The sequence below is a fragment of the Paenibacillus pseudetheri genome (assembly GCF_924513355.1).
Classification (GTDB): domain Bacteria; phylum Bacillota; class Bacilli; order Paenibacillales; family Paenibacillaceae; genus Paenibacillus_AQ; species Paenibacillus_AQ pseudetheri.
Genome location: NZ_CAKMAB010000033.1, coordinates 41,514 through 68,035 on the forward strand (window position 1 = coordinate 41,514; position 26,522 = coordinate 68,035).

General features: G+C 43.7%; 26 protein-coding genes, 1 pseudogene and 1 riboswitch. Of the genes and pseudogenes, 20 read left to right on the forward strand and 7 right to left on the reverse strand.

Annotation, left to right across the window (positions count from 1 at the left end; all coding sequences use genetic code 11):
• Positions 1 to 23: 23 nt before the first annotated feature.
• Both L1028_RS22960 and hmpA read left to right on the forward strand, forming a co-directional pair.
• Positions 24 to 860, forward strand: coding sequence for a YitT family protein (locus tag L1028_RS22960; protein ID WP_234540076.1), 837 nt, complete (start codon positions 24 to 26; stop codon positions 858 to 860).
• A 206-nt stretch (positions 861 to 1,066) separates the two neighbouring features.
• A complete protein-coding gene (gene hmpA / locus L1028_RS22965) occupies positions 1,067 to 2,272 on the forward strand; it encodes an NO-inducible flavohemoprotein (protein WP_234540078.1) in 1,206 nt (401 codons plus the stop codon).
• A 61-nt stretch (positions 2,273 to 2,333) separates the two neighbouring features.
• On the opposite strand, the gene L1028_RS22970 is transcribed toward hmpA, so the two are convergent.
• Complete coding sequence (locus L1028_RS22970; RefSeq protein ID WP_234540080.1) at positions 2,334 to 3,440, reverse strand: PdaC/SigV domain-containing protein; 1,107 nt, start codon at positions 3,438 to 3,440, stop codon at positions 2,334 to 2,336.
• Positions 3,441 to 3,652: 212 nt separating this feature from the next.
• Positions 3,653 to 4,513: a metallophosphoesterase gene (locus L1028_RS22975; RefSeq protein WP_234540083.1), complete on the reverse strand. Its 861-nt coding sequence runs from the start codon at positions 4,511 to 4,513 to the stop codon at positions 3,653 to 3,655.
• A gap of 610 nt (positions 4,514 to 5,123) precedes the next feature.
• Between L1028_RS22975 and L1028_RS31865 the strand changes: the two are divergent.
• From L1028_RS31865 to L1028_RS22990, 3 genes and pseudogenes are all read left to right on the forward strand, one after another.
• Positions 5,124 to 5,441, forward strand: a pseudogene (locus L1028_RS31865) (methyl-accepting chemotaxis protein); the annotation flags it as partial.
• 78 nt (positions 5,442 to 5,519) lie between these two features.
• Positions 5,520 to 5,798 (forward strand): hypothetical protein, encoded by a 279-nt coding sequence (locus L1028_RS22985; protein ID WP_094868406.1) that lies wholly within the window; start codon positions 5,520 to 5,522, stop codon positions 5,796 to 5,798.
• Between the two features lie 149 nt (positions 5,799 to 5,947).
• A complete protein-coding gene (locus L1028_RS22990; protein ID WP_234540087.1) occupies positions 5,948 to 7,069 on the forward strand; it encodes a nitric oxide synthase oxygenase in 1,122 nt (373 codons plus the stop codon).
• A gap of 58 nt (positions 7,070 to 7,127) precedes the next feature.
• On the opposite strand, the gene L1028_RS22995 is transcribed toward L1028_RS22990, so the two are convergent.
• On the reverse strand, positions 7,128 to 7,769 hold the full coding sequence (locus tag L1028_RS22995) for a TetR/AcrR family transcriptional regulator (protein ID WP_234540089.1): 642 nt from the start codon (positions 7,767 to 7,769) through the stop codon (positions 7,128 to 7,130).
• A gap of 188 nt (positions 7,770 to 7,957) precedes the next feature.
• Between L1028_RS22995 and L1028_RS23000 the strand changes: the two genes are divergently transcribed.
• The 3 genes from L1028_RS23000 to L1028_RS23010 all read left to right on the forward strand — a co-directional run bounded on the left by L1028_RS23000 (position 7,958) and on the right by L1028_RS23010 (position 11,175).
• Entirely contained in the window at positions 7,958 to 8,710 is a 753-nt protein-coding gene (locus tag L1028_RS23000; RefSeq protein ID WP_234540091.1) for an SDR family NAD(P)-dependent oxidoreductase, read from the forward strand.
• Between the two features lie 182 nt (positions 8,711 to 8,892).
• A complete protein-coding gene (locus L1028_RS23005) occupies positions 8,893 to 9,663 on the forward strand; it encodes a helix-turn-helix domain-containing protein (RefSeq protein WP_234540130.1) in 771 nt (256 codons plus the stop codon).
• 96 nt (positions 9,664 to 9,759) lie between these two features.
• A complete protein-coding gene (locus tag L1028_RS23010) occupies positions 9,760 to 11,175 on the forward strand; it encodes a hypothetical protein (RefSeq protein WP_234540094.1) in 1,416 nt (471 codons plus the stop codon).
• 63 nt (positions 11,176 to 11,238) lie between these two features.
• Here L1028_RS23010 and L1028_RS23015 read toward each other — a convergent pair whose 3' ends face one another.
• The gene (locus tag L1028_RS23015; RefSeq protein WP_234540096.1) at positions 11,239 to 12,729 is read right to left on the reverse strand and encodes a peptide MFS transporter; all 1,491 of its coding nucleotides are present in this window, start codon (positions 12,727 to 12,729) and stop codon (positions 11,239 to 11,241) included.
• A gap of 312 nt (positions 12,730 to 13,041) precedes the next feature.
• Here L1028_RS23015 and L1028_RS23020 point away from each other — a divergent pair, with 312 nt between their 5' ends.
• The 6 genes from L1028_RS23020 to L1028_RS23045 all read left to right on the forward strand — a co-directional run bounded on the left by L1028_RS23020 (position 13,042) and on the right by L1028_RS23045 (position 18,101).
• The gene (locus L1028_RS23020; protein WP_234540098.1) at positions 13,042 to 13,596 is read left to right on the forward strand and encodes a TetR/AcrR family transcriptional regulator; all 555 of its coding nucleotides are present in this window, start codon (positions 13,042 to 13,044) and stop codon (positions 13,594 to 13,596) included.
• A 95-nt stretch (positions 13,597 to 13,691) separates the two neighbouring features.
• Positions 13,692 to 14,666: an NAD-dependent epimerase/dehydratase family protein gene (locus L1028_RS23025; protein WP_234540101.1), complete on the forward strand. Its 975-nt coding sequence runs from the start codon at positions 13,692 to 13,694 to the stop codon at positions 14,664 to 14,666.
• Positions 14,667 to 14,751: 85 nt separating this feature from the next.
• Entirely contained in the window at positions 14,752 to 15,108 is a 357-nt protein-coding gene (locus tag L1028_RS23030) for a nucleotide excision repair endonuclease (protein ID WP_042192814.1), read from the forward strand.
• Between the two features lie 129 nt (positions 15,109 to 15,237).
• Positions 15,238 to 15,900 carry a glycosyltransferase gene (locus tag L1028_RS23035; RefSeq protein ID WP_234540103.1) on the forward strand — a complete coding sequence of 221 codons (663 nt, stop codon included), beginning with the start codon at positions 15,238 to 15,240 and terminating at the stop codon, positions 15,898 to 15,900.
• 177 nt (positions 15,901 to 16,077) lie between these two features.
• Positions 16,078 to 16,800: a hypothetical protein gene (locus L1028_RS23040; protein ID WP_234540105.1), complete on the forward strand. Its 723-nt coding sequence runs from the start codon at positions 16,078 to 16,080 to the stop codon at positions 16,798 to 16,800.
• Positions 16,801 to 16,805: 5 nt separating this feature from the next.
• The gene (locus L1028_RS23045; protein WP_234540107.1) at positions 16,806 to 18,101 is read left to right on the forward strand and encodes a polysaccharide deacetylase family protein; all 1,296 of its coding nucleotides are present in this window, start codon (positions 16,806 to 16,808) and stop codon (positions 18,099 to 18,101) included.
• A 23-nt stretch (positions 18,102 to 18,124) separates the two neighbouring features.
• On the opposite strand, the gene L1028_RS23050 is transcribed toward L1028_RS23045, so the two are convergent.
• The gene (locus tag L1028_RS23050) at positions 18,125 to 19,186 is read right to left on the reverse strand and encodes an endonuclease/exonuclease/phosphatase family protein (protein ID WP_234540109.1); all 1,062 of its coding nucleotides are present in this window, start codon (positions 19,184 to 19,186) and stop codon (positions 18,125 to 18,127) included.
• A 156-nt stretch (positions 19,187 to 19,342) separates the two neighbouring features.
• Here L1028_RS23050 and rlmN point away from each other — a divergent pair, with 156 nt between their 5' ends.
• The 3 genes from rlmN to greA all read left to right on the forward strand — a co-directional run bounded on the left by rlmN (position 19,343) and on the right by greA (position 21,428).
• Complete coding sequence (rlmN, locus tag L1028_RS23055) at positions 19,343 to 20,413, forward strand: dual-specificity RNA methyltransferase RlmN (RefSeq protein ID WP_234540111.1); 1,071 nt, start codon at positions 19,343 to 19,345, stop codon at positions 20,411 to 20,413.
• A gap of 77 nt (positions 20,414 to 20,490) precedes the next feature.
• Positions 20,491 to 20,778 (forward strand): DUF6509 family protein, encoded by a 288-nt coding sequence (locus L1028_RS23060; protein WP_042192802.1) that lies wholly within the window; start codon positions 20,491 to 20,493, stop codon positions 20,776 to 20,778.
• A 170-nt stretch (positions 20,779 to 20,948) separates the two neighbouring features.
• The gene (greA, locus tag L1028_RS23065; RefSeq protein ID WP_042131553.1) at positions 20,949 to 21,428 is read left to right on the forward strand and encodes a transcription elongation factor GreA; all 480 of its coding nucleotides are present in this window, start codon (positions 20,949 to 20,951) and stop codon (positions 21,426 to 21,428) included.
• 130 nt (positions 21,429 to 21,558) lie between these two features.
• On the opposite strand, the gene L1028_RS23070 is transcribed toward greA, so the two are convergent.
• On the reverse strand, positions 21,559 to 22,401 hold the full coding sequence (locus L1028_RS23070) for an aldo/keto reductase (protein ID WP_234540113.1): 843 nt from the start codon (positions 22,399 to 22,401) through the stop codon (positions 21,559 to 21,561).
• A 58-nt stretch (positions 22,402 to 22,459) separates the two neighbouring features.
• Positions 22,460 to 23,668: an MFS transporter gene (locus L1028_RS23075; protein WP_234540115.1), complete on the reverse strand. Its 1,209-nt coding sequence runs from the start codon at positions 23,666 to 23,668 to the stop codon at positions 22,460 to 22,462.
• 186 nt (positions 23,669 to 23,854) lie between these two features.
• Between L1028_RS23075 and L1028_RS23080 the strand changes: the two genes are divergently transcribed.
• From L1028_RS23080 to L1028_RS23090, 3 genes are all read left to right on the forward strand, one after another.
• Positions 23,855 to 24,010, forward strand: a complete 156-nt coding sequence (locus L1028_RS23080; RefSeq protein WP_234540117.1) for a sugar-binding domain-containing protein — start codon at positions 23,855 to 23,857, stop codon at positions 24,008 to 24,010.
• Positions 24,011 to 24,128: 118 nt separating this feature from the next.
• Positions 24,129 to 24,232, forward strand: a riboswitch (purine riboswitch).
• A gap of 171 nt (positions 24,233 to 24,403) precedes the next feature.
• Positions 24,404 to 25,018, forward strand: coding sequence for a xanthine phosphoribosyltransferase (locus L1028_RS23085; RefSeq protein WP_042131547.1), 615 nt, complete (start codon positions 24,404 to 24,406; stop codon positions 25,016 to 25,018).
• Complete coding sequence (locus tag L1028_RS23090; protein ID WP_234540119.1) at positions 25,012 to 26,331, forward strand: nucleobase:cation symporter-2 family protein; 1,320 nt, start codon at positions 25,012 to 25,014, stop codon at positions 26,329 to 26,331. The genes L1028_RS23085 and L1028_RS23090 overlap by 7 nt, the downstream gene beginning before the upstream one ends.
• Positions 26,332 to 26,522: the final 191 nt, after the last annotated feature.

A 26,522-nucleotide genomic window follows, 5' to 3' on the forward strand; every position in this document is an offset into this window, starting at 1 on the left:
ACAGAGGATAGAAGGGGCATGGTATGAAAAAGCGTATTTCGGATATTATTTCCATCATTGTAGGAGCATTGCTGTTCTCCTTGGCCGTTAACTTGTTTGTGATTCCGAACGAGTTCGGTGAAGGCGGGGTAACGGGACTGACTATGATTACATACTACTTGTATCAGTGGTCACCAGGTATTGTTAGCTTAATTCTTAATGCTTTATTATTGATTGTAGGTTATAAATTCCTGGATAAAACAACGACGGTATACACGATTATTGCGGTGTTTTTTAATTCATTATTCCTGATTCTTACAAAAAATTGGCATATCGCTAGCGATGAGTTGATCATCAATGCAATATTTGGAGGCATCTTGTCTGGTGTAGGTATCGGAATGATCATACGCGTGGGTGGGACGACCGCGGGGTCAACCATTATCGCCAGAATCCTGCATAAATTTTTGGATTGGAACGTTAGCTACGCTCTTCTCTTGGTCGATTTAGTTGTGGTATTTGCTTCGTATTTCATCATTGGTGTTCAAAGTCTGATGTTTACGATCGTGATGCTCTATATAGCTACTAAGGTGATGGACTTCATTATTGAGGGAGTGAATCCTATGAAAGCCATTACGATTGTATCCAAGGAGCAGGACAAAATTGCTGAACAAGTTAATGGAATCATGGATAGAGGGGTCACAGTCATTTATGGCCGAGGGTATTATACTAAAGAACCCAAAGAGCTGCTCTATATTGTCATTAGCAAACAGGAAGTGACCATGCTTAAGAAAATCGTAAGATCGATTGATAAAGAGGCTTTTATCGCCATTCACGATGTAAGAGATGTGTTCGGAGAAGGCTTTGTAGAGCTGGCAAAATAAGAGCTAAAGTGCTGTCCGGTAGCTACCCGAGCTACTTGGACAGCTTTTTTTTGGATCGGGCATTCGAATGTGATGGATATCATTGCATTTTCTGCTTGTTCACATTTTATTAAATTTTAAAGTGATTCAGCGCACACTCGCTCATTTGCAGCTTCTATATGCTTTTTATAGAGGCATTATCTAATTCAAGAGAGAGGGGTATTCATATGTTAGATCAACAAACGGTTGCTATTATAAAATCAACAGTTCCTGTATTACAGGTTCATGGAACAACCATTACTACGACGTTCTATGGTCTGTTATTTGACAACCATCCAGAGCTATTGAATATATTTAATCATGCCAATCAGCGGCAAGGCAGACAGCAGACAGCGCTTGCTAACGCAGTCCTTGCAGCAGCTATGAATATTGATCAACTAGGGAATATCTTACCGGTGGTAAAACAGATTGCAGAGAAGCATCGAGCACTGGGTGTATTGCCTGAGCATTATCCGATTGTGGGTGAGACCTTGTTAGCTGCGATTGAGCAGGTGCTTGGCAATGCGGCAACTCCGGAAATTATAGGTGCATGGGCCAAAGCCTATGGTGTGATCGCAGATGCTTTTATTGGTGTGGAAGCAGAAAAGTATCGTGAAGCTGCAGAAGCTCCGGGAGGCTGGAGTGGATTCAGAAACTTTGTTGTCACTCGGAAGGTTAGAGAAAGTGAGCTTATTACTTCCTTTTACCTGTCTCCTGAGGATGGAGGGCCTATCTCCTCTTATTCCCCGGGTCAGTACATCACGGTTCGTGTTCAGCCTGAGGGGGAAGAATATTCCCATATTCGCCACTACAGTTTGTCCAGTGCTCCGGGACAGGCGTATTACCGTATCACTGTTAAACGGGAAGGTGAAGGGATAGACAGACCAGCGGGCGTCGTATCCACTTATCTGCATGATTTCGTCCAAGTAGGCTCTATATTAGAAGTGGGCTCTCCAGCGGGCGATTTCGTACTGGATCAGCGTAGTGACACTCCGGTGGTTCTAATCAGTGGGGGCGTGGGGTTAACCCCAATGGTAAGTATGCTGGAGACAATAATTGCTGCACAGCCAGAGCGCGAGGTAACCTATATTCATGCAGCCATTAATGGAAGTTTGCATGCTATGAAAGATAGGGTGGCAGATTTAGCGCAATCTCATTCTTCTCTTCGGTCCTATGTATGTTATGAATCTCCAGGAGAAGAAGACAAGTACAATAGATCTGGTTATATTGATCTTTCTTGGCTTCAAGAAATAGCAGATGTGAACTCTGAATTCTATTTCTGTGGGCCGACCCCTTTTATGAAGGTCATATATAAGGCTCTCAAGGAATGGCGGGTACCGGATGACAGAATTCATTTTGAATTTTTTGGACCAGCCGGCAGTTTAGAAGAATAATATAGATAACAAAAAGCGCCTCAGTCGATTGACTGAAGCGCTTTTTGTTTTGCGGTAGTATTTATTTGAAAGAAGCAAATGGATCGGTGCCTTTAGGCAGTATTGAACTGAAATTAAAGGTGTAGGTAGGAATCCCGGCTGCATAAGGTGCGATTTCATATTGTTGATAGAAGATGGCTAAGCCGCTTTCACTGACAAAGAAGGCTGGTTTATCTGTTAGTCCACCAGTTGACTCCGGAAAAGCTATATCTTTGGTGCTTGCCTTCAACATTTTATCTAGTTTTTGTTTGTAGTTAGGTTCTGCCTTTAGAAGCTCTTTAAGTTCTATTTTCTTACCATCCTTCAGCGAGAAGGTATGTCCCTCGCGCATGGTACCGCCGTGAGCACCACCACTATAACCATATTGATCTACTACTACACTAAGTACGCCTTCACGGTTAAAGGTGACAACATAACTTTGAGAGTAATCATATTTATTCTCTATCGTGCCATCTCTACGGCTAGACTCTTTCTCAGCCTCTGACACGAATAGTTCAGCCTCTTTTTTGAAGGCTGCATTAATCGTGTTTTGCACTTCATCCGTTAGACCACTGATTTTTGGATACTGAACTTTAATACTAGCATTCTTATTGCTCTTGTCTAAGGTTACAGAGGTGATCTTGATGTCATTCATCACCTGTTTGCTAAGCTCAAGTGATTTCTGGGCTGGATTATATACGCCTTGAACACCTAAATAATCATTTAACAGTTTGAATGGAACATATAAGCGGTTATTGATCATCTTCACTTCATGATTTCCGGTCATGCTATAAATGTAATATCCGTTTAAATCGGTACTGACGCCATAGTCAGAGACCTCCATGTTAAGCTTCACCGAGTCACTACTTACACTGTAAGTCTTTGTGGTTGAATTATAATGAATAGCAAGACCGAAGGCGTCGCGTAATACGGTTAAGGGAATCATGGTATTTCCGTCTACGATCTTCCCTTGCTGTGTTAAGGTTTGGCCCTTATATTTAAGCAGCACGGAGGGCTGTTGAACGGCTTGTTTGACCGTTTTGCTACCGGTCGTTGCAGCTTGAACAGAATTCCCTCCGATGAGTCCAGTACCTCCAAGTAATACTCCTGCTGCTAATACAGCAGACGTCCATTTCATAGTTTTGTTCATGATTTATTATCTCCTTCCCAATAATGGGCTTATATGTAGTTCGATGTGTGTTGTGTTCCTCTATCACTCTTACGATTATACATAAGCCTCAAATAGTTTTGGTTACATCTGGGGTTACAGTGTTGTTGTATTAAATGTGGAAAAGCGCAAAGTTTCTAACGATTTTTTAACCTTCAGGTTTATTCTCCTTAACCATTATAAAATTCTATGAATCAATAGGAGGTTCTCAAAGTAATTACGGTAAGCTCGGGGCGACAATTAAAACGTATAGGCATACGAGTCACTCCAATCCCACGTGTGGTATAGACCTGGAGTCGACGATCTGGGAGCTGGTATAATCCGCTTGAATATTTACTGCCGTGCGGCGGGGTGTACAAGGCACCTACAAATGGAAGGCGCACTTGTCCTCCGTGACTATGTCCGGACAATTGCAGATCTATAGGAAGATTCCTATATTCATCAGCAAAATCGGGTTCATGAGCAAGGAGCAGGGTGCATGCCTTATCAGGGATATGGTGTAGCGCCTGATGGATATCTGCTTTGCCGACCCACGGATCATCTACTCCAGCTAGATAAAGTGCTGCTTCATCTTTTTTTAAGACAACATGTTCATTATGAAGTACGTGGAAATCAGATTGCGCTAACCCTTTCGTTACAGCTTTCCTAGTGCCAAAAGCATCATGGTTACCTAATACTGCATATTGTCCAAAGGGAGCCCGCAACTGTGAACACAAGGCTACAGCTTCAGAAATATATTCGGCTGAATGATCGAGCAGATCTCCAGTGAAGCAAATCAGATCTGGACTAACGTGTTGAATTTTCTGCACTAACTCTGCTAAGGCTTCCGTCTTCGTATAAACCCCTAAATGTAAATCACTGAAATGAACAATACGAAATCTATCGAATGTTGGAGGGAGTAGAGGAAGCTTTATATCTATATATTTAACTTCAAGCCAGTAGGGCTCAACCCAGTGTGAATAAATGCCGGATGCACTAGCGGTTCCAAATAGCCCCAGTGTTACTTGAGCGCTTTTCTTCAGAAATTGGCGTCTGCTTATAGGTTTAGTATTCATGAATCCATCCTACGGTAGGATTGTTACTTTAATATGACAATATTCATTATGTCACCCATTGTGTCGATAAACTTACATATACATTTACTTAATGGGAGATGAACAGATGAGTATTATCGATGCCTTAGTCCTCGCAGCACCTTACTTCAAAAAGCTTCACTCGCAAGATATTATGATCGGTATTACGGACAGGGAAATCTTCCAGTATTATACTCCAAGTAATGCCATTGATTTTGGACTGGTCAAAGGAAGTCCTATTCCGCCTGATGACTTAACGCTTTCAAATGGGTTAAAAGGTGAGGTTAGCTTTAACCGGATTCCAGCAGAAATTTATGGATCTCCTGTGATTTCAACATGTGTACCTATATATGGAACAGACAACGAAGTAGTAGGTGTGTTCGCAATTGCCTACACACTGGAGAATGAGAATAAGCTTGAGGTATTTACAAACGAGATTAATGGGATAAGTAATCACCTAATGGACATGGTTCAGAGCGTAGCTGCACAATCTGAAGAATTATCGGCCACCTCTCAGCAAATATTAGATAATACACGTAGAGCGGTAACGGAGTCTCAAGAAGTGAATAAGGTTACTGGCTTCATTCGTGAGATTTCTGAGCAGACGAACCTGCTAGGACTTAATGCGGCCATCGAAGCTGCGCGTGTAGGAGAGCAGGGGGCGGGTTTTGGCGTTGTGGCTAAGGAAGTACGCAAATTGTCCGTAAATACCAAAGAAGCAACCCATAATATTGAAAAATCACTCAGTGATGTTCAAAAGTCCATTAAACAAATGGAGCTAGAAATTGAAGCGATCTCCGCTTCTTCACATGCACAAGCAGAACTGGTCACCGAATTCAGCGGGGTAATTGAACGCTTAAATAAGGCCAGCAAAGAAATGACTACTTTCATGCAGTCCATCATCCAGTAGGGTGTATGCATAAAGTTACTTATCCTAAACCATGCTAGAAGGGAACAGGCGCATTTCAGAAGGGAGCGAATTTCATTTATGAAACAACCCGATTCCAGTCTGCAAGCGAACGACAATGTAACTCAAGCCAAAAATGCTTTAGGCAAGCTTCATTTCTCTGTCTCTCAGGCGCTTAGTCATCCAACAGAACAGACTTTGGCACAGGCTGAGAACCGTTTGGCGCATACCGAACAGGCGGTAGAGCAAGCTCAGGCCTGGTTAGGCCCCCAAGGTGTGGAGTTGGCTGAAGAACTGCTGGCCGAGGATAAGAGCAGGCTTGCTGCATTAAAGACGCAAGGGAAACGTTCAGAACGCTAGATGTTCCTGCTACAACCCGTGAAGCTCTAAGCTTCACGGGTTGTTCTCATTCACTCTCATGCACTGTTTTCTTAAGGATGTAGCTTAGGAGTGGGGATGGTATACTGGATTGAAGGTTCTAGCAAGAGCTTGGATGGGAGATAGACAATATGAATGGTAAGGACGTCGAGGAGTTAACCCGGCAGGCTGAGGCTTTCATTCGTCAGTGTTACGCTGAACTTGATAAGACGGAAGCTGAGATGGATCATCGCATCCAAGCCGTACGAGAAGAAATTAATCAATCCGGGAGTTACACACATACAACGGAAGAGCTGGCTCATGGGGCAAGAATGGCTTGGCGACATAATAGCCGCTGCATTGGTCGCCTCTTTTGGCAATCCATTGAGCTGATGGATGAACGTCTGGCAGAGAACGAGGAGGCTATTGCTGAAGCTTTGCTGCGACATCTGGAAAAGGCGAATAATGGAGGACGTATTCGTCCACTTATCACGGTCTTCCGCAGCGGGGAGGATCCTGATCGGAGAATCCGGATTTGGAACCATCAATTGATTCGTTACGCGGGATATCCTGGTGATGCTGAGCATGAACGCGCTGGCGATCCGGCATCGGATGAATTTACGAAAGTGTGCCAACAACTAGGCTGGCAGGGAACAGGAGGCCATTATGATGTGTTGCCGATAGTAATCAGTATTGGCAATGGGCATCCCCACGTATTCCCTATTCCCCAACACCTCATTCAGGAGGTTCCGTTAACCCACCCTGAAATTGAAACCTTTGCTGAGCTTCGGCTCCGCTGGTATTCGGTGCCGATCATTTCGGATATGCAGTTGGAAATTGGCGGGATTCTATACCCCGCGGCTCCTTTTAACGGCTGGTATATGGAGACTGAGATTGGCTCGCGTAATTTTGGGGATGTTGGACGGTATAATGCTTTACCAGCTATAGCTGATCTGATGGGACTGGACCGATCCAGTAACACAACGCTTTGGAAGGATCGGGCGCTTCTTGAGCTGAATCGTGCAGTACTGCATTCCTTTAAGCAGGCGGGGGTCAGCATCGTTGATCACCATACAGCAGCCGATCAATTTGTGAGATTCCAAGAGCAGGAGCAGGGACATGGACGTCAGGTTTCGGGGCGCTGGTCATGGTTGATTCCCCCTATGTCTCCGTCGGCTACACCAATTTGGCATGACAATAAGTTGAAAGAATATGATTACAGCCCTCGTTTCCTTTATCAACGATCACCTGTGGCCACCTGTCCTTTTCACTAGCAATCGAATTTATGATCAAAAAAGCGCCAAGTTTCCCTCATAAGGAAACTGGCGCTCTTTAGGCTTTTAAATGCTCTAGAAAGATTTGTTTAAGAAGCTCAAGCTGCTTGTCGGAGTCTAAATCCGATTCTAGCAGGAGGATGTTCTCTTTCATCGTTAGCTTTCTGGAAAAGAGAGCAAAGCTGTTCATCAGCGTGATTAAGGTCTCTTTCACAGGGAGATCGGCGCGAATAGAACCGTCTTCCACCCCATTTTGAATGATCCTGGAATACTCATGCCAAATCTTGCGGTTTAATGCATTGAAATCCAGAACATCCTCAACAGGTTCATTTAAGTGAGAGGCATAGCTTTCAAAATTGACCATAAAAATAATGCTTAAATGATTTTGATCCTGAATAAAAAAATCGAATAACATCTCGATCTTTTCGAGACAGGTAAGTGGCAAGTCCGCTACATACTTAAAATAATCGAGCATTGGCTCTAGCATTCGGGTGGCCACCGCCACGATCAGTTTTTCTTTTCTGGGAAAATATCGAAACAGCGTCGCAATCCCGATATTTGCTTCACTTGCGACATCCTGCATCGTCGACTTTTCAATTCCTTTTTGCGAAAATATTCGTTCTGCGGATTCGAGAATCGTATATAATCGCTGCTGTTTACCGTCGTATCGTTCTTTTTCGTAGCGTGCTTTAGGATTCATGAGGGATAGACCCTTCCATTCTTTAATTAGGTTCTTTAATTATTAGTATTATATCCACCGTTTATTGGATTAAGCAAGGAGAGGTTGTAGTTAATTCGTAATAATGATATGATAAATATCACAATGATAGTATGACTATCATCGCTCGAATTATTATATCACAATACGATTATAGAGGAGACTTAATTATGAATCGTCTAACTAATAAAGTAGCAATTATTACAGGTGCAGGCAGTGGCATGGGTCGTGAAGAAGCCCTTTTATTGTCCAAAGAAGGTGCTACAGTTGTAGCAACTGATATTAACGAAGCTGCTGTACAAGCAGTTGTAAAAGAAATCGAAGCCAATGGTGGACAAGCAGCAGCTTATGCACATAATGTAGCTTCCGAAGAAGACTGGATCAAAGTTGTAGAAGATGTGATTAGCAAATTTGAAAAAATCGACATCCTGGTAAACAACGCAGGGATCTCGTTCCCAGTTCAATTGCTTGAATCCACTGTTGACCAATGGAACAAAGTAATGAACATTAACGTAAGCAGCGTATTCCTTGGGATGAAACATGTTGTTCCTCAAATGAAGAACAATAAAGGTGGTTCCATCGTCAATATCTCCTCCATCGCAGGTTTGACTGGCAGCAGCGGTGCTGGCGCTTATACAGCTTCTAAAGGTGCCGTTCGTATGCTGAGTAAAGCAGCAGCTGTAGACTTTGGTAAAGATAACATTCGCGTGAACTCTGTTCACCCAGGATTTATCGAAACTCCAATGAGTGCTGAATTTGTAAATGATGAAAGAATGCATAGCTTCTTTATGTCCCAGACTGCATTGCCGCGCGTTGGACGTGCTTCTGAAGTAGCTGAAGCTGTATTGTTCTTGGCTTCCGATGAAGCTTCTTACATTACAGGTGTTGAGCTTCCAGTTGATGGCGGAGTCGTGGCTAAATAATAAATTTCTAAATAGGCAACACTAAGAAAGCCGTCTCATGCTTAGATTCTATCTACGCGTGGGGCGGCTTTTTTGCGTTCTAGGCGTCTCGATAAGCACTCAAGTAACGCTTGATATACAAAATTAATAGTAATAGATACACTGAAATCATCATAAATGAGGAGGAGATTTCAGTGTTCGATATGTTAAAGGTAGGCAAGAATATCGCTGATTTAAGAAAGCAGACAGGGATGACTCAGATGGGGCTTGCCGATCAACTAGGCATTAGTTATCAGGCGGTTAGTAATTGGGAACGAGGAGAGACTATGCCGGATGTTTCTAAGCTTCCCCAGCTGGCCGAAATTTTTAATGTGAGCATTGATGCAATCCTTGAAAAGAGCAAATCGACACAGATAGTAGTAAATGTACTCGAAAATACCACAGAACAATTTTTAAATCAAAATGAGCTTTCAGTAGCCGAAATTTCCGAAGTTGCGCCCATTCTTCTTACGGAACATGTGAACGAGGTATTTGAACATGTGAAGGATCCAGTATCGATACAAGATCTGCTATCCATCGCTCCATTTATCAGCGAAGAAGTACTAGATGAGTGCGCAAAAGTTACCTTTGAGCGAGAAGGAATTCATGCGCTGTTGTCTATTGCTCCGTTTATAAGCGATGAGATGCTGGATGAGTGCGCAAAAGTTACCTTTGAGCAAGAAGGAATTCATGCGCTGTTGTCTATTGCTCCGTTTATAAGCGATGAGATGCTGGATGAGTGTGCAAGAAGTGCCTTTGAACGAGAAGGCATTAACGCATTATTGTCTATTGCTCCTTTTATAAGTGACGAGGTACTAGATGAGTGCGCAAGAAGAGCCTTTGAACAAGAAGGGATAAAAGCCCTCGTGTCTATCGCACCATTTATAAGCGACGAGGTGATGGATACATTAGCAAAAGCGTCTCTTTCTATTTAAACCATAAATAGTTAAGCGCCCATTTCTACCGAACATTAGCCTACACCCCTGCATAACATATAGCACTTGTAAGCAGGAGAAGGGTGTGGTTCAGAGATGGGCATCCAATTAACAGCGCTCCATTATGTATATCTGGCATTCATCGTGTTCATTATGGCACTTCTGATTAAGCGGCGGGATACAACGATGATCTGTATTGCAGGCATCTTTGTATTAGGCTGGCTCGCGACAGAAACGGTTAGTGGTTCGGTCACAGGCGTATTCAACTCTTTTGTATATGCAACTAAGGAGCTTATGGGTACGATTATGATTATTTCGATCATTGTAGCCATGAGCAGAGTTTTAACACGTACCGGAATAAACGAGACGATGGTTGCCCCGCTTACCCGTTTTTTACGTACGCCGTTTATGGCATTTTGGGGCATTGGCTTGATTATGATGGTGACATCATGGTTCTTCTGGCCTTCGCCAGCAGTGGCCCTGATAGGGGTTGTGCTGCTGCCCGTTGCTATTCGCGTAGGATTGCCTGCACTTGGAGCAGCGATTGCGATGAATCTATTTGGTCATGGGATTGCGCTGTCGAGTGATTATATTATTCAAGGTGCACCTAAATTGACGGCAGATGCGGCAGGACTTCCGGTAAGCAGTGTCATGGAAGCGAGTATTCCGCTTGTTATAGTGATGGGTGTAGTCACTACGGTAACAGCTTACTGGATGATGCGACGAGATCAGAAGAACGGTACTTGGCGAGATGGACTTATTTCCGGGAAAAATGCCGCGAGTGCGCTAGCTGCAGACAGTGACGCGGTCGAGGGTCAAGCGGTGATTCCTCCCACACTGAAGAAATGGTTGGCGATCGTTATCCCACTCCTGTTTCTAGCTGATGTAGCAGGCATGTTTCTGCTGGATTTACAGGGTGGAGACGCAACGGCCTTAGTTGGCGGGACTGCTGTATTTATCTTGGTTGTAGTTACGTTGCTCGCACATCGTAATAAAGGACTGGAGCAAGTCACCACATATCTGATCGATGGGCTTACGTTCGGCTTTAAAGTATTCGGTCCAGTGATTCCAATTGCGGCATTCTTCTATCTGGGAGATTCGGCCTTTGCTGAATTGTTTGGTAAAGTCTTACCTGCTGCATCTCAGGGAATTGTTAATGATCTAGGGGTCGCTCTGGCGCATAATGTACCTCTAAATGGTGCTGTAGGTGCTGTGACCGCTACCATAACAGGGGCCATTACGGGCCTTGATGGTTCAGGGTTCTCGGGAATCTCACTTGCGGGGTCCATCGGAAAATTGTTCGCTGTTGCCACACATTCCGACGCAGCTACTTTAACTGCACTCGGTCAGGTATCTGCCATTTGGGTTGGCGGGGGAACGCTAATTCCATGGGCATTGATTCCAGCCGCCGCCATCTGCGGCGTAAGTCCATTTGAGCTCGCTAGACGCAACGTTAAACCGGTGTTGATTGGGCTGATAGTTACAACGATTGTTGCTATGTTTCTGGTGTAGACCTAGCTTAGAATATTGACTCGAAAAAAAGGCTGCCGAGAATATCCCGACAGCCTTATATGTTTATCGAATACCCTTCATGAAGTTCTGAATCTTAGGAGAGAACAGGAAGAGAATTAACGCGAGCACAATGGCGACTCCGCCGATGACTCCGAAGTACAGCATTTCGGTATCCGGGGTATAGAACTTCACAATCTGAGCATTAATAGCTTGCGCAGCAGCATTGGACAAGAACCACATACTCATCATCTGGGCGGTAAAGGCAGCTGGGGCCAGTTTGGTTGTTGCTGATAAGCCAACAGGTGACAAGCATAGTTCTCCAATGACGACGATAAAATAGCTGAGAACCAGCCATAATGGATTCACGAGTGAATTGGCACCACCGAAGTAAGCCGGTATCAGAATTACTAGGAAGGACAGGCCGGCAAACAATAAACCAAGCGAGAACTTTTGTGGAATCGTTGGTTGGCGGTTACCGAGCTTTAACCAAATCCATGCAAATGCAGGTGCAAGGGCGATAATAAACAGCGGGTTAAGCGATTGGAACCAAGCTGGAGAAATGTGTATGCCTGCAAAGTCCAACTGGGTACGCTTATCAGCAAAGCTTGCTAGAACTGTTGAAGTTTGTTCCTGTATCGCCCAGAACATAATCGAAGCAATAAATAAAGGGATGTACGCGACAATCCGTGATCGCTCTACAGCTGTTGTTTTGGGACTGCGGTACATCACAATAAAGTACATTGTAGGAATAAGTAGTCCTAACACCCCTACGATCTTAATGAATGTCTTAAAGGTGAGTGCTCCAGTAAGAATGCCGACCGTAACTAATAAAGCAAGTATAACTAGTCCAATACCAATCCAAGTAAATAATTTTTTCTTTTGTTCGGCTGGGATCGGGTTGTGTACAATCGTACCTGCCAGACCCAGATTTTTGGTGCGAGTCACTACGTAAACAATTAGTCCGATAAACATTCCGATTGCGGCTATCGAGAAGCCTAGATGGAAATTATTCATACCTACAGCGCCTACAATTAGCGGAGAGATGAATCCGCCGAGATTAATACCCATATAAAAAATGCTGAAAGCAGCGTCGCGGCGGTTATCTTGTTCACTATAGATTTCGCCTACAATACTTGATACATTGGGCTTAAGAAGTCCGGTTCCAAGCACGATCATAATCATCGAAGAAAAGAATAGCGTGGCATTTCCCGGTATCGCCAGTAAAATATGCCCGAACATAATTAGAACGCCGCCGTAAAAGACAGCCTTCGAAGTCCCGAAAATCCGATCCGCAAGCCATCCACCTATAATTCCAGACATATATACGAGTGATCCGTAGATAGACATAATCGAAAGGGCCATATCCTCTGGAAATCCGAGCCCGCCTTTGCTTACTTCATAATACATGTAGTAAACAAGGATCGCTCTCATGCCATAATAGGAAAAACGTTCCCAAAATTCAGTAAAGAAGAGTGTGAATAGTCCCTTAGGATGTCCGAAAAATCCGGTTTGCGGGACACTATCTACAATTTTTTGCCTGTCTGTTGCTGACATGAATCAAATCCTCCTAGATGCTAATTGCTCTTTTCATGAAGTTAACACAACTCTACACTACCTTAATATTTATAATACCCTCATGAGGAAAATCACAACCCTTTGGTGAGAAGGTTCTGAATAATGTCATATCTTTTAGTAATATTTCCAGTGGAGATGGGGAATTAACTTTTACTGTATTTTTGTACGGATGAAAGTTGATAAAAATTATAGTTGATTTTAAGTTGCATTATTTAGGAGATGAGCATATACTCTAATCAAGAAAGTGATTGATCAATAACCTAATGGATTTGGTTGCGTAAGGAGATTATTATGACTACAGAATCTAGTTCCGGCCGCAAGAAATCGGATGAATCGGTTTCCGTAAACCGCCGAGAACAAATCTTGGAGGCAGCGGTTGTTGTATTCGCCGAGAATGGCTACTACCGAGCTACGACAGCACAGGTTGCGGAAAAGGTAGGAATTTCTCAGCCCTATGTGTTTAAGGTGTTCAAGAATAAAGAAGAATTGTTTGTTGCTTCCTTAGAGCGGGCTTTTGAACGCATTATTCGTTCGTTTCAAGGAGTAGAGGCCCCAGCAGATCAAGTGTTAAAGGAAAGCATTAAAGTATACGAGTTGTTGATGAAGACGCATCCGAATGAGATTATTTTGCAAGTTCAGGGGTTAGGGATTCGCGATGAAGTCATCCGTGAAACGATGAAAAAGGGAATGCTTGAGATCACCAACCTTGTACACGAGAAGTTTGTCGCCGCTGGGATCGAGCAGCCTGAAGTAGAGGTAAGTACCTTCATGGCCAATGGTATGCTCTGCAATATTTCTATGGCCCTTGGAATGCCAGAGTTGAAGCCGAAACACCGGACAGAGTAGTAGATATGAAATACGTTGTAACATCTAAGAGCTTCGGCTCTTAGATTTATGATCATTAGTTAGTGATTGATCAATAACAAGGAGGGATCATATTTATGTTAACAAAGGCGCTTGTGCTTGGTGCAACCGGGGGAACAGGGACGGTAATTATCGCTGAATTATTAAAGAGAGGGATAGAAACGGTGGCCTTTGGGCGATCGATTCCAAAGCTGGAGAAGCTTGCAACAAAGCTGGGTAATCCCGCCGCTCTTAAGCTAATGGCAGGGGACGTATTTAATTCGAAGGATATATTATCAGCTGCACAGGATGTGGATATTATTTTTCATAGTGCATCTGTTCCGTATAATGAAATGAGCACAAGACTGTTACCTATGGGAGAGGCGGTCATGGAGGCGGCTAATACGCTGGGGATAAAGGTTGTTGCGGTGGATGGCATTTATCCTTATGGAAGAAGACAGAATGACAAGCCGATCGACGAGGAATATCCGAAGAATCCGCATACAAAAAAAGGTAAAGTGAAACTTGAGTTTGAACAAATGTTTTTTAGCCAGCGTTGGAGTAAAGCACAGCGGCTCATTGTCCGTTTACCGGATTATTATGGACCTACTGCCAATGAGGCTTCCTATTTAGGATCGACCCTGGAGTCCATCGCTGCAGGTAAAACTGCAGTGTTCATCGGAAATATGACCGTTGCCCGTGAGTATGTGTATTTGCCGGATGCCGCTGTCATGATTGTTGAGCTCGCTAGTAGAGATGGAGCTTATGGTCAGAATTGGAACATTCCGGGGGCAAGCACAATCTCAGGGCGGGATATCGTTAGAAGAGCGCAAGCAGCAAGCGGCTTTAAGAAGCCCGTTATCTCCTTAGGAAAGGTTGGATTATCGCTGCTCGGTGTATTCGTTCCAGTCATGAAAGAGATCGTTGAGATGCTATATTTAACCAAAGAGCCTGTGGTCCTAAGCGGTGGTAAATACGAGCGTGTTGTGGGTCCAATTCCTGCTACTCCTTTTGAACAAGGGATAACAGAGACTGTCCAAGCTCTAATGAGTCGTCAGTCCAAGGCAGAATAAAGAACCAGGCTCTTTGTGAAAGATAGAATAAAAGGTTAACTTATGATACTATTTACTCCTATATAGAAAGAGGACGTGAGCTAAAATGATCAACATAACTATGCCCAATGTGGATGTTAGTATTACTAAACAAATCAACCCGCAGTTAAGCAATATTTACGGATTCACTGATTTCCATCTGATTCCAAGGGATTACGGCGGTATCTTTATGTTCTACAATGACCAAGATGAGTTGTTGTTTGTAGGTAAAGCGAGAAAGCTAAGACCCAGAATCAAAAAACATTTTGAAGACACCGTATCTGATATCAAGCTGCATCGGGACGAAGTCACCAGAATTGATGTAAGTTTAATCGAGAGCCCCGTTCATAGAGAGATCTACGAAACGTATATCATTAATGAATTGAAGTCTAAATACAATGTAGATAAAGTGATGTTCAGATAAGTTTAAGGAAGAGGCGCCGTCTAATGACGGTGCTTTTTTTTGTGCTTAAAAGAAAATAGGAATGAAATAAGAGTATCGGTACACACTATGCAAGATAGTTAATAAATGCTTAAAAGGAGATAGGTCATATTGAAGCCTAAGTTTTTGATTGCGAAGCTAACTTTGTTGTGTATGTTTCTTGTTGTTAGTGTCATGCCCGTAACTGCCGATGCTGCAGCCAAAGAGAAAAAGAGCTCACATAAACAATGCTTAACACCCTCCGTGATAGAGCTTAAAGATAACCTTAGGAAACTATGGAGCGACCATGTGATATGGACGAAAAACTACATTGTTAGCGCCTTTGCGAATTCCGAGGACAAAGAGAAGGTACTGGCAAGATTGCTACAGAATCAGCAGGAGATAGGCAATGTTTATAAGCCGTATTACGGTGAGGCAGTAGGAGATAAGCTAGCTCAATTATTGCGGGAGCATATCCTCATTGCTGGAAAGGTAGTTGCTGCTGTACTAGCAGGTAATCAGGCTGATTTAGAAAAATACAACAAAGAGTGGTATGACAACGCTGACGACATTGCTAAGTTCCTTAGCGCACAGAATCCCAAATATTCGTATGAACAATTGAAAGAGATGTTTCATGAACATTTGGAGCTAATTACGGACGACGTGACAGCTAGGGTTAAAAAGGATTGGGATGCCGAAATCGTTGCTTTCGATAAAGGGCTGGAGCATATGATTATGTTTGGAGATGTACTAACCGAGGGTATTGTTAAACAATTCCCCGATAAATTTAATTAAAACCAGAGCACCCGCAAGGGTGCTTTTTTCTTGTTATTGGCAACAATTTAGGTCTTTTGATCCAATTCAAAAAGTTAGATATAAAGGCTCACTTACAGACAAGACAAGTAAACTATAATAGACTCGTGGGCACTCGACATTTTTTGACATTTTTTTATAATTGAGGTGATAAGATCAATGATTTCTCCCTTTTTTAAAAAGAAAGATTCAGTGGATAAGCAGTCCAAACCGGGTATGGTTCAAAAGGTGCAATTATCAGAAGAGCAGGGCGAGGAAGTAGAGGACCAGATCGCTGGCGAGACTTTAGCAGGAGTGGTTACTACGGGAAAAGCTTCGCTCGATAAAAAATCACTCGATTTGATCTTCTCCGTGGAGCAGATTATTCAAGCCAGACAGCATGCCGAGACGAATATTAATGAACTTCAGGATCGGTTAACGCATTCCAGTAGCCATGTTGAACGTTTGAACCGGGACATGAAGAACCTCAATAAAGTGATTGAGGAAAGAGAGAAGAACGTTCGAGAGCTTGAGCATAAAATGATTGAGAAGAATCTGAAAGTCGATCAAGTGCTGGAGGATTATCGGGAGCTTCAGACCACCCTCACTGCAGAAATTGAAGAATTAAAGAGTACGATTGATCTGGAGCATCAGAAGTATGTGAATCTGATCCAAAAGCATAATGAAGCTCATGCAGAGAAGCTCAAGAAGATGAACGATCTGGAAGAGAAGCTCGGACGGATTGAAACTGAGAACGCGCATTTAAGACAGAAATACGATACGATCCGCCAAGAAAAAGCCTATCTCTCCGGTATGATCAGCGATTTTACCAATCGTATGACTGTCCCTTTTGGGAATGGAAGCACGTTGGCGGGAAGAAATGACGACAACGGAGATACATAAGATTTATGGCAATAAATGAACCGAGCGCTGTTCTAATGATTGAGTTGCTGTCGCTTGAGCATGAACAGGCTGGTTATCAGATTGAGATAGGTTTAACCCGTGATATCGGGTATGCCAGACGCATGCTAATCATAGATGAATTTACATATGAACAACTTAACGCGCTGGCTCCCTATTTCGGGGAAAGAATGAGATTGTCATTGTATCCGAAGTGGGATCCTTTTCGTAATAGTTATTACAGCACACTGGTCATTATGAACCAGACCTTCAGCGAAACCCTGTATTTTGCCTGCTCTGAATATTATGTGTCACAGCTTCTTCAATTAAAGGAAGTAGACGATCCCCATGTACATGAAGAGATTGCTGTTGATACGACGCTACCCTCTATACCTCCAGCACGTAGGCTAAGAAAGAAGAACAAAAAATGGATTGGAAGATTTGGACTACAGAGTATCGTGTTCGTTTGTTTAGCAGTTGTATTGTTGTCTCTTCGCATGGGTGGTCAAGATATGGACCGTGCAGAAGGATTGGAAGGTCCCTCACAAGGCGCCGGCGCTGAGAGGATCGAGAAAATGGTCTCTCTACCGTTCATTCCTCCTATTGGTAAGATTTCAGCGATATCTAGCCAGCAAGATGAGTCTGAGCCGACGCCAGAACCATCTAAGCCTACACCAGAATCTACAGAGCCTCCTCCAAAACAGACTAAGCAGTATGAGGAGATTAAATTAACCGGAAATGAATACACCTATAGCCTGCCGAAGGGTTACGTGGCTTTGTCATTTGATGATGGCCCGTCGAAATATACGAAAGAAATCGTAGATATTTTAGTAGAACACGAGGTGGCAGCCACCTTTTTATTTGTTGGGAATAAGGTCTCTCGTAATGTGGAAGCGGTTAAGTATACGAGTGAACATCAGATGTCGATTGGAAGTCATTCGTGGGATCATAGCAAGATGACCAACAATGGGGTTAAGGAGAATCAGAATAATTTGGCGAAGGCTAACCAGGCATTGGAGCAAATCATTCAATCGCCAATTACTGTTTTTCGGCCGCCATACGGTGCGATAAATGATAAGTTAGCAGCCAAAGTGACAGAACAGCAGATGAAAGTATTGTTATGGAATCGTGATTCCGAGGATTGGAGACGCAAGACCCCAGAAGACGTCATTCAATTTGTTCATCATACTGATCCGTCCGGTGCGGTCTATCTTTTTCACGAAAAGAAGATTACCGTAGAGGCATTGCCTGCTATCATTCAGTATCTACAAGGGAAAAACATGAAATTCGTCATTTTTAAATAACATCAATGATCCATGATTGGGTCTTATTTTAGAATAAGAGTAGCTGTTACAGGGTTATGATCGCTGTGTTCAAAAGATAGGTCATGGCCCTGAACGCCACTTATTGTGATATTCGGTGAGACTAGGAAGCCATCAATGACAGCGCGGAAATTTACACCTTCTGAATAAGCTACATCAAGTGTCCGGACGGATGGCACTGTAGCATCGACAGCCCATTGAAAGCCCTCCGGTTTGAAATCTTCAGGGAACTGCTGTAGCCATTCTGGCCAAACTTGTGTAGTCTCAAAGGCCTCAGGGGTTGTGCCCGGTAAAGAATGATTCCAGTCTCCGCCTAAGATGAGGTAATTGCCTTTATCATTCTCTCTCTGAATATAAGTAGAAAGATATTCTAATTGCTGCTTACGAATCGTTCCGCCTTGGTCAAAGGCTGATAAATGAAGATTAATCAGGATCAGTTCTTTTCCGTTATCGACGGGGAATCTGCTCTCCATAAAGGCCCGGTCAAGTTCAAACAGTTGACGAGGCCAGCTTTCTTTTCCTGGAAGATCGTATCTAATGTTACTTATGCTGCTGAATTTAGATAAGGTTAATAAACCGCTATTCACCGAGCCCATCGGATCAAGAACAGGAATCGGTACCCAAGGTACCTTGTAGTTCGTCGCGAATACATTGCTGTAATCAGAGAAGGTATTCGATAAGAAGGAGACCTCATCTATATGGTTGCTACGGGAAGAATCGATGTCCACCTCCTGCAGCATGAATAGATCCGAGCCTGAAGTGGCCAATAGAGAAGCTATTGCCTCAAGATTTACCTTCGTTTGTTCCTCGCTGCTTGAACGTGATTTAGTCCCTCCATCCATAAAGAAATCCTGATCCTTATCCAGCCCAGCATAGCCAATATTAAAGGTGGTTATTGCAAAAGGTTCTCCCTGCTTCATCATTTGTTCCTGATTATGGTTTACCGTTAGCGGAGTAATCTCCTTCGGCTTATAATCGGTAATGGTAATATACAGTAAAAAGCCGCCAAAGATTAGAACGGCAGCTAGAAGGGCAAAACCGATGATTTTTATTGTGGTTGAGCTCATTTAATTCGATCTCTCCTCAGATGTAATTTCATAGAACGGACTTCTAATGGTGTAAACTTCGACGCTTCGCCACAACTCCCCTTGTTTAAATAAAAAAAATTTGAGACAATGAGTAGTGATGGACTGAACTTTAATGTTTTGAAAAGAGGATAACGAATGAATATGGAATCCATTTATGGATTAACTTTTGATCAACTGGCGGCATGGCTGTTAGAACGTGGACATAAAAAATTTCGAGCTACGCAGGTCTGGGATTGGCTTTATCGGAAGCGGATTACAGAATTCTCAGAAATGCTCGATGTAAATAAAGATTGTGTAGAATTATTGGAGCAGCACTATGTGATTCATACGTTGGAAGAACATGTGAAGCAGGAGTCTGCGGATGGGACGATCAAGTTCCTGTTCCGTTTGAAGGATGGCAACCTGATCGAGACGGTGCTCATGAGACAGAAATACGGTTTGTCCGTATGTGTCACTACTCAGGTTGGATGTAATATCGGCTGTAGCTTTTGCGCTAGTGGACTGTTAGCGAAGAGTCGCGATCTTTCCAGCGGTGAGATTGTAGAGCAGATTATGCAGGTTCAGCAGCATCTGGATGCAGCAAACCTCGAGCAAAAGGTTAGTCACGTTGTAGTCATGGGAATTGGCGAACCGTTCGACAACTTCAAGAACCTGCTCGACTTCTTATCGATTATTAAGGACCACAAGGGACTTGCGATCGCAGGAAGAGGTATTACTGTATCGACGAGTGGACTTGCTAACAAAATCGCTGAATTTGCCGATGCGAATACACAGGTGAACTTGGCAGTATCGCTTCACGCGCCTAATAATGAGCTGCGGACGAAGATTATGAAGATTAACAAGGCGATTCCAATTGAGAAGCTAATGGAGTCCATCGATTATTATTTGGAAAAAACAAATCGCAGAATTACGTTAGAATACATTCTGATGAAGGATGTAAATGACGGCAAGGAGCATGCGCTTGAGCTGACCGAGCTAATCGGCGACCGGCGCCAGCTCGTCAATGTGAACTTGATTCCTTATAATCCAGTCGATGAGCACAGTCAATATCAAAGAAGTGAGCGGGAGACCGTACGAGCCTTTTTTGACACCTTGAAGAAACAGGGCGTCAGCGTAAGCACTCGTCTGGAGCATGGTGTAGATATTGATGCTGCCTGCGGACAATTGCGAAGCAAACAGATCAAGAAGTCGAAAGCTATGGCTTGAGGGACGGGCGACCCCTTCATGCAGCTTTTTGTGATACAATGACGTGGCAGGTATTAGGAAAAGAGGTTGATTGAGCAATGTTGACATTTACAAGCTACAACGTGGAGAATGTTAAAGATCCTTTTGGTATACTAACCGGTAAACGGTATGAATTCGTGGTTCAACTGGATGTTCCAGAAGATGATGAGCTCTATGTAGAGAATGGAGTTTCCGCTAGAGCGATTATTAAAGTGGATGAAGATCAAGTAAGCATCGTGAGTTATGATCTACAAGAGACAACAACAGGCCAGTTGCTTGATTTTGATATGGAAGAGGACGAGGAAGCAGCACTACTCCTTTTCTGTAAAGAGCATTTGCCAGAATAATGATGCAGCATTGACATCCTTGCCCAATGTTCAATTGTGGCAGGGATTTTTATATTTCTCGCTTGAACGCTTACCGTCCTTACAAGGACGCAGAAGGCGTTTATACTTGTCGCATGAATGTGAAATATAGGTTAAAATATTATAAAGCATCCAAAATAGGAGTTGTATACATGTCTAATGAAGAAGTGTTCTTGACCAAAGAAGGATTGGCTCAATTAGAGGAAGAACTGAAGGAATTGAAGGGCCCAGGGCGCAAGGAATTGGCAGCACGGCTCAAATTGGCGATCAGCTATGGAGACTTGAAGGAAAATAGCGAGTACCATTCGGCCAAGGACGACCAATCGTTCATGGAGACTCGTATTATGATTTTGGAGAAAATGCTGACCAAAGCCAAGATCGTTGATGAGAGTCAGATGGATCTATCAAAGGTTAGCATGGGTTGTATCGTTACCCTGAACGATATCGAATACTCCGAGAAGATTGAATATAGAATTGTAGGGGCTGCTGAAGCAGATGTCCTAAACAACAAGATTTCCTATGAAAGTCCGCTGGGCAAGGAATTGCTGGGTAAAAAAGTCGGGGATATCGTTAGTGTAAACGCACCAATGGGTATCATCAAATATGAATTGCTTGAAATCAAAATGATGTAACACATGCTTCGTTTCTTGTGTTGCCGATCCTTATTGTGCTAGTGCAAAGGTACGTAAAGACAAAAAGGCCCCTCTTTCATTTCTGAAAGATAGGGTCTTTTTTCTGTTACTTAACCTAGAGGTTGCTTAATTAGAAGTCGAAATTATCAGGATCAGGACCTACCCGTTGATCTTGGTTCAGGGCGTTGATAAGATTCATATCCTCTTCTGTTAACTGAAAATCAAACACATCTACGTTTTCGATGATCCGATGCTCTTTAGTGGACTTTGGAATGGTAATAATTCCACGCTGCAGGTCCCAACGGATAATCACTTGAGCTACGGATTTACCGTGTTCAGCTGCAATTTGTTTCAGTACAGGCTGATCCAACAATTGCCCTTGCATTAATGGAGACCATGCCTCCAATTGAATTCCTTGTTCCTTGCAGAAGCTAAGCAGCGCTTGCTGACTCAAATAAGGATGAAGCTCCACTTGGTTTACCATCGGCTTAATTTCCGCATCCTTCATCACATCTTCAAGATGATGCATCTGGAAATTGCTGACCCCAATTGCTTTTACGCGTCCCTCTTTATACAAGGTTTCAAGTGCTCGCCAAGTCTCTTTATATTTTCCTTTTACAGGCCAGTGGATAAGATATAGATCAAGGTATTCAAGCCCAAGCTTAGCTAGGCTAGCTTCGTAGGCGGCAATGGTTTCTTCGTAGCCCATATCTGCAGTCCAGACCTTTGAAGTTACGAAGAGCTCTTCTCTGGACAGGTTATTGTCCTGCAGAGCTTCTTTGACCGCTTGACCTACACCAGTCTCATTCTGATAAATCGCTGCTGTGTCGATGCTACGGTAGCCGTGTGCAATAGCAGATTTGACCGCTTGAATCAGCTCAGAGCCTTCTTCGACTTGAAATACACCGAGTCCAAGCCAAGGCATGTTTATCCCGTTGTGTAATGCAGTTGTATCCTGTAGATGTTGAGCCATAATGAAATTACCTCCTGAGATATTTAAAAGTTTGATTGGTTTGGGAATGCAGGGCTGATTAAGCAGCTTTAGACTGGAGAAGAGTCTCATCTTTCTTCTCCAGCGCACGACTCCAAGCGGTTAGGAATACAGCGGTTAGAACCATTATTGCACCCACCCAAGTGGTATGAATCAGTCCCATATGATCCGTGACGATACCGCCAAGATAGGCACCGATGGCAATACCAGCGTTAAAAGCGGCAATATTCAGCGCAGATGCTACATCTCGCGCACTCGGAGCATATCGATCTGCAAGTGTAACTACGTGTACTTGTAGACCAGGTACGTTCATGAAGGCTAACAATCCCATAAAGAAGATCGTAAGTAATGCAGCCACTTTAAAGGGTGCAGTAAAGGTTAAGACGAACAGTACAACAGCTTGTACAGCAAACATGTAGAACAGGGCATTCATAGGGTTACGATTGGCTAATTTGCCTCCAATGACGTTGCCGATGGCGATCGCTATGCCATAAACAAGAAGAATGATGGCAACGGTACTCTCTTTGAAACCGCTAATTTCATGAAGAAGTGGAGATAAATAAGTAAAGACTACAAAGGTACCTCCATACCCTAAAGCGGTGATTGCGAAAGCGAGCAATAACCGTCCGTTCGTTACGAGTTTGACTTGTTCGCTAAGCGGTGTTCGGGTTCCTTTGCGCAGCCCTGTGGCAGGGACCAAGATCAGATTACCGATGAGCGCTATAAGCCCGATGGCAATAATGGCGATGAATGCAGCTCGCCAGCCTAACTGTTGCCCTAGAAAGGTACCCAGTGGCACACCAGTAACAGTAGCTACGGTTAGCCCTGTGAACATAATCGCAATAGCACTGGCTTTACGATTCTCAGGCACAAGGTCGGCGGCAATGGTCGAAGCAATTGACATGAACAGACCATGCGAAAGGGCAGATATTACTCTAGCTATTAGCAGAATTGTAATACTGTCCGCAGCCGCGGCAAGGCTATTGCCGATAATAAACACAATCATAATGAAAAGCAATAATGTTTTGCGCGATATCGCAGTGGTCAGTGACGTTAAGATAGGAGCGCCAAAGGTTACCCCTAAAGCGTATAAAGTAACAGTTAATCCAGCTGTGGTCAGCGGTATATGCAGGTCATCAGCGATTAAAGGCAGCAGCCCTACACTGATAAACTCGGTGGTTCCGATCGCAAAGGCGCTAATGGCTAAAGCCAAGAGTGCCAGGGTACTTCCTTTTTGATTTAGCAACATGTCTTTCACTCCTACACTTTGTTAATCACCGGCCGGTAAGTGCAATTATGAAGGCATGAGTCATTTAAGTATAGTACGTACTTTAAAGTGCTATAGGTACTAAAAAGTACCTATAGAATATGACCTAAGGATATTGTCATCCATTCCTAGAAAATTATCTGCTGCAAAAAAAGCGTTGGCCATGCTGTGATTGATGAGCTGGAGCAGATCAAGCAGGCGAGGTACGCTATTGGTGTAGCGGAATCGCTGGAAAAGGTGTCGGGGATCTTGGGCGCGCTAAATGGCGGGTATATGAATGTGCTTGTAACGACCGAAGAAACGGCGCAGAAGATCTTGGAGTAACCACTACTAAATGTAAACAATTGAATTTCGTGAAAATAACCTGAAAATGGTATGCAAAATACTAAAAATTTTGCTTGTAAGCACCAGACAGAGCGTGTAAGATATACAAGGTATTCATACCGAACATTAAAAACAAACTCATATAATCTTGGGGATATGGCCCATAAGTTTCTACCGGATAACCATCGTAATTATCCGACTATGAGTGAAATAGCGCATCTAGGGTTCCGCTTCCTTCATTGGAGGAAAGGTCTGGACCGAGCGATGCGGACACTATGTAGTGTTACACCACTAAGGGACAAAAGCCCAGAAGGACAGATTCACTTGAGAGAAACGACTCAAGGGATTTGTCCTTTTTTTGTTTTTCTAATGAAGAGGAGAGATTAGTTCACGATGAAAGTACTTCAAGAGCGCATTAGACAAGAGGGTCTTATTTTATCAGATACGGTACTGAAGGTAGATTCATTTCTGAATCATCAGGTCGATACGGAGCTAGCGCTGCAAATCGGTCAGGAGTTCAAAAAGCTGTTTGGTCATCAACCGATCACTAAGGTGATTACGATTGAAGCTAGTGGGATTCAGTTCGCCATGGCTACTGCGATTGCATTAGGTGTACCGTTTATTTATGCGAAGAAAAAGAAAGCAGTAACGCTCTCAGAGGCTGTCTACTCAGCGCCTGTACATTCCTTTACACGCCAAGAGGATTATCTGGTCAGCGTCTCCCAGAAGTATCTTGGACCGAATGACAAAGTGCTTATTGTGGATGATTTTCTTGCTACTGGTGCTGCACTTGTAGGACTGGTTGATATCGTGAAAGAGGCAGGAGCAGAGCTCCTTGGCGTCGGTTGTGTCATTGAAAAGAGCTTCCAGGAAGGTCGGAGCCTTCTGGAGAACAGAGGCATAGAAGTCCATGCCTTGGCCCGTATTGCATCTATGTCACCTGGTGAAATTCACTTCATTGATAATGAAAGCTCATTAGAGAAAATCAAGGAGAGTGCGGGATGTTAAGCAAGCAAAAGGTATTTACGTTAGGACTTCAGCATGTCCTAGCCATGTATGCAGGAGCAGTAATTGTACCGCTGATTGTTGGGGGCGCCTTGAAGCTGAATGGGACTCAAATGGCTTACCTCATCGCAGCCGATTTGTTCACTTGCGGATTGGCTACACTGCTGCAAATAATGGGCACCAAGTATTTTGGTAGCAGGCTCCCGGTTATTCTTGGATGTACCTTTACAGCGGTTGGTCCGATTATTGCGATTGCCTCGACACATAATCTGGCGACTGCGTACGGTGCGATCATTATTTCCGGTTTGTTCGTTGTTCTTGCGGCCCCGCTTTATGGGAAGCTGCTGAAGTTCTTCCCGACGATTGTAACGGGTTCTGTCGTGACCATTATCGGGCTATCTCTTATTCCAGTAGCTATGAATAACGTTGCTGGCGGAGAAGGCAACGCTGATTTTGGACAACCCCGCAATTTGTTGCTTGCACTGATTACACTACTTGTCATTCTAGCGGTTAACCGTTTCGCCACAGGATTTCTACGCTCCATATCTGTTCTGGTAGGCTTAGTGGCGGGTACAGCGATTGCTTATGGAATGGGTATCGTTAACTTTTCTACGGTAGGTGACGCTTCTTGGGTGAGCATCGCACAGCCGTTTTACTTCGGATGGCCTGAGTTCAGCCTTACCGCAATCTTCACCATGATCATCGTTAATATTGTTAGTATGGTGGAGTCTACTGGGGTTTATTTTGCAGTAGGTAAAGTAATTGATCAGAAAGTTGAACAGAAGCAGATCGTAAATGGACTACGTTCCGAGGGAGTGGCGATTATGCTGGGCGGAATCTTTAATGCCTTCCCATATACTGCTTTTTCTCAAAATGTGGGTTTGATTTCGCTGTCTCGCATTAAGACCCGTAACGTTATTTTTGCTGCTGGCGGGATCATGATTGTACTAGGTCTCCTGCCTAAGCTGGCTGCCTTGACGACGATTGTACCGAATGCCGTACTTGGTGGAGCAATGATTGTTATGTTCGGATCGGTTGCTGTTTCCGGAATATCCATTCTATCCGATGTGGATCTCCGTAAGGATGGTAATCTACTGATTGCTGCTTGCAGTATTGCTGTTGGCTTAGGTTCAGCGACACTTCCTGCAATGTTCGCAGAGCTGCCTGAATTTGCTCGGATGCTGCTACAGAACGGTATCGTATCCGGTTCGCTTACAGCGATTGTGCTGAACATTGTCCTCTCCAAGACAAAGGATGATGTGCAGGTAGAGGATAACACCGTACCTGTTCTTGTCAAGGAATCTCACGTCTCCTAAACTTAAGCTTAGATTAGCTGCAAAAACGAAATAAAAGATCTGACTCAGCTTCATAGCCTGAGTCAGATCTTTTTTTAGTACGCCCAGCATGGGCGTTATCTTTAGGGTGAAAGTCCCGAACGGGGGCTGGCGAGCGCCTACCGTTAGCCAAGGGCAAGGGTGTCCACCGTGAGGTGGAATCTGAAGGAAGC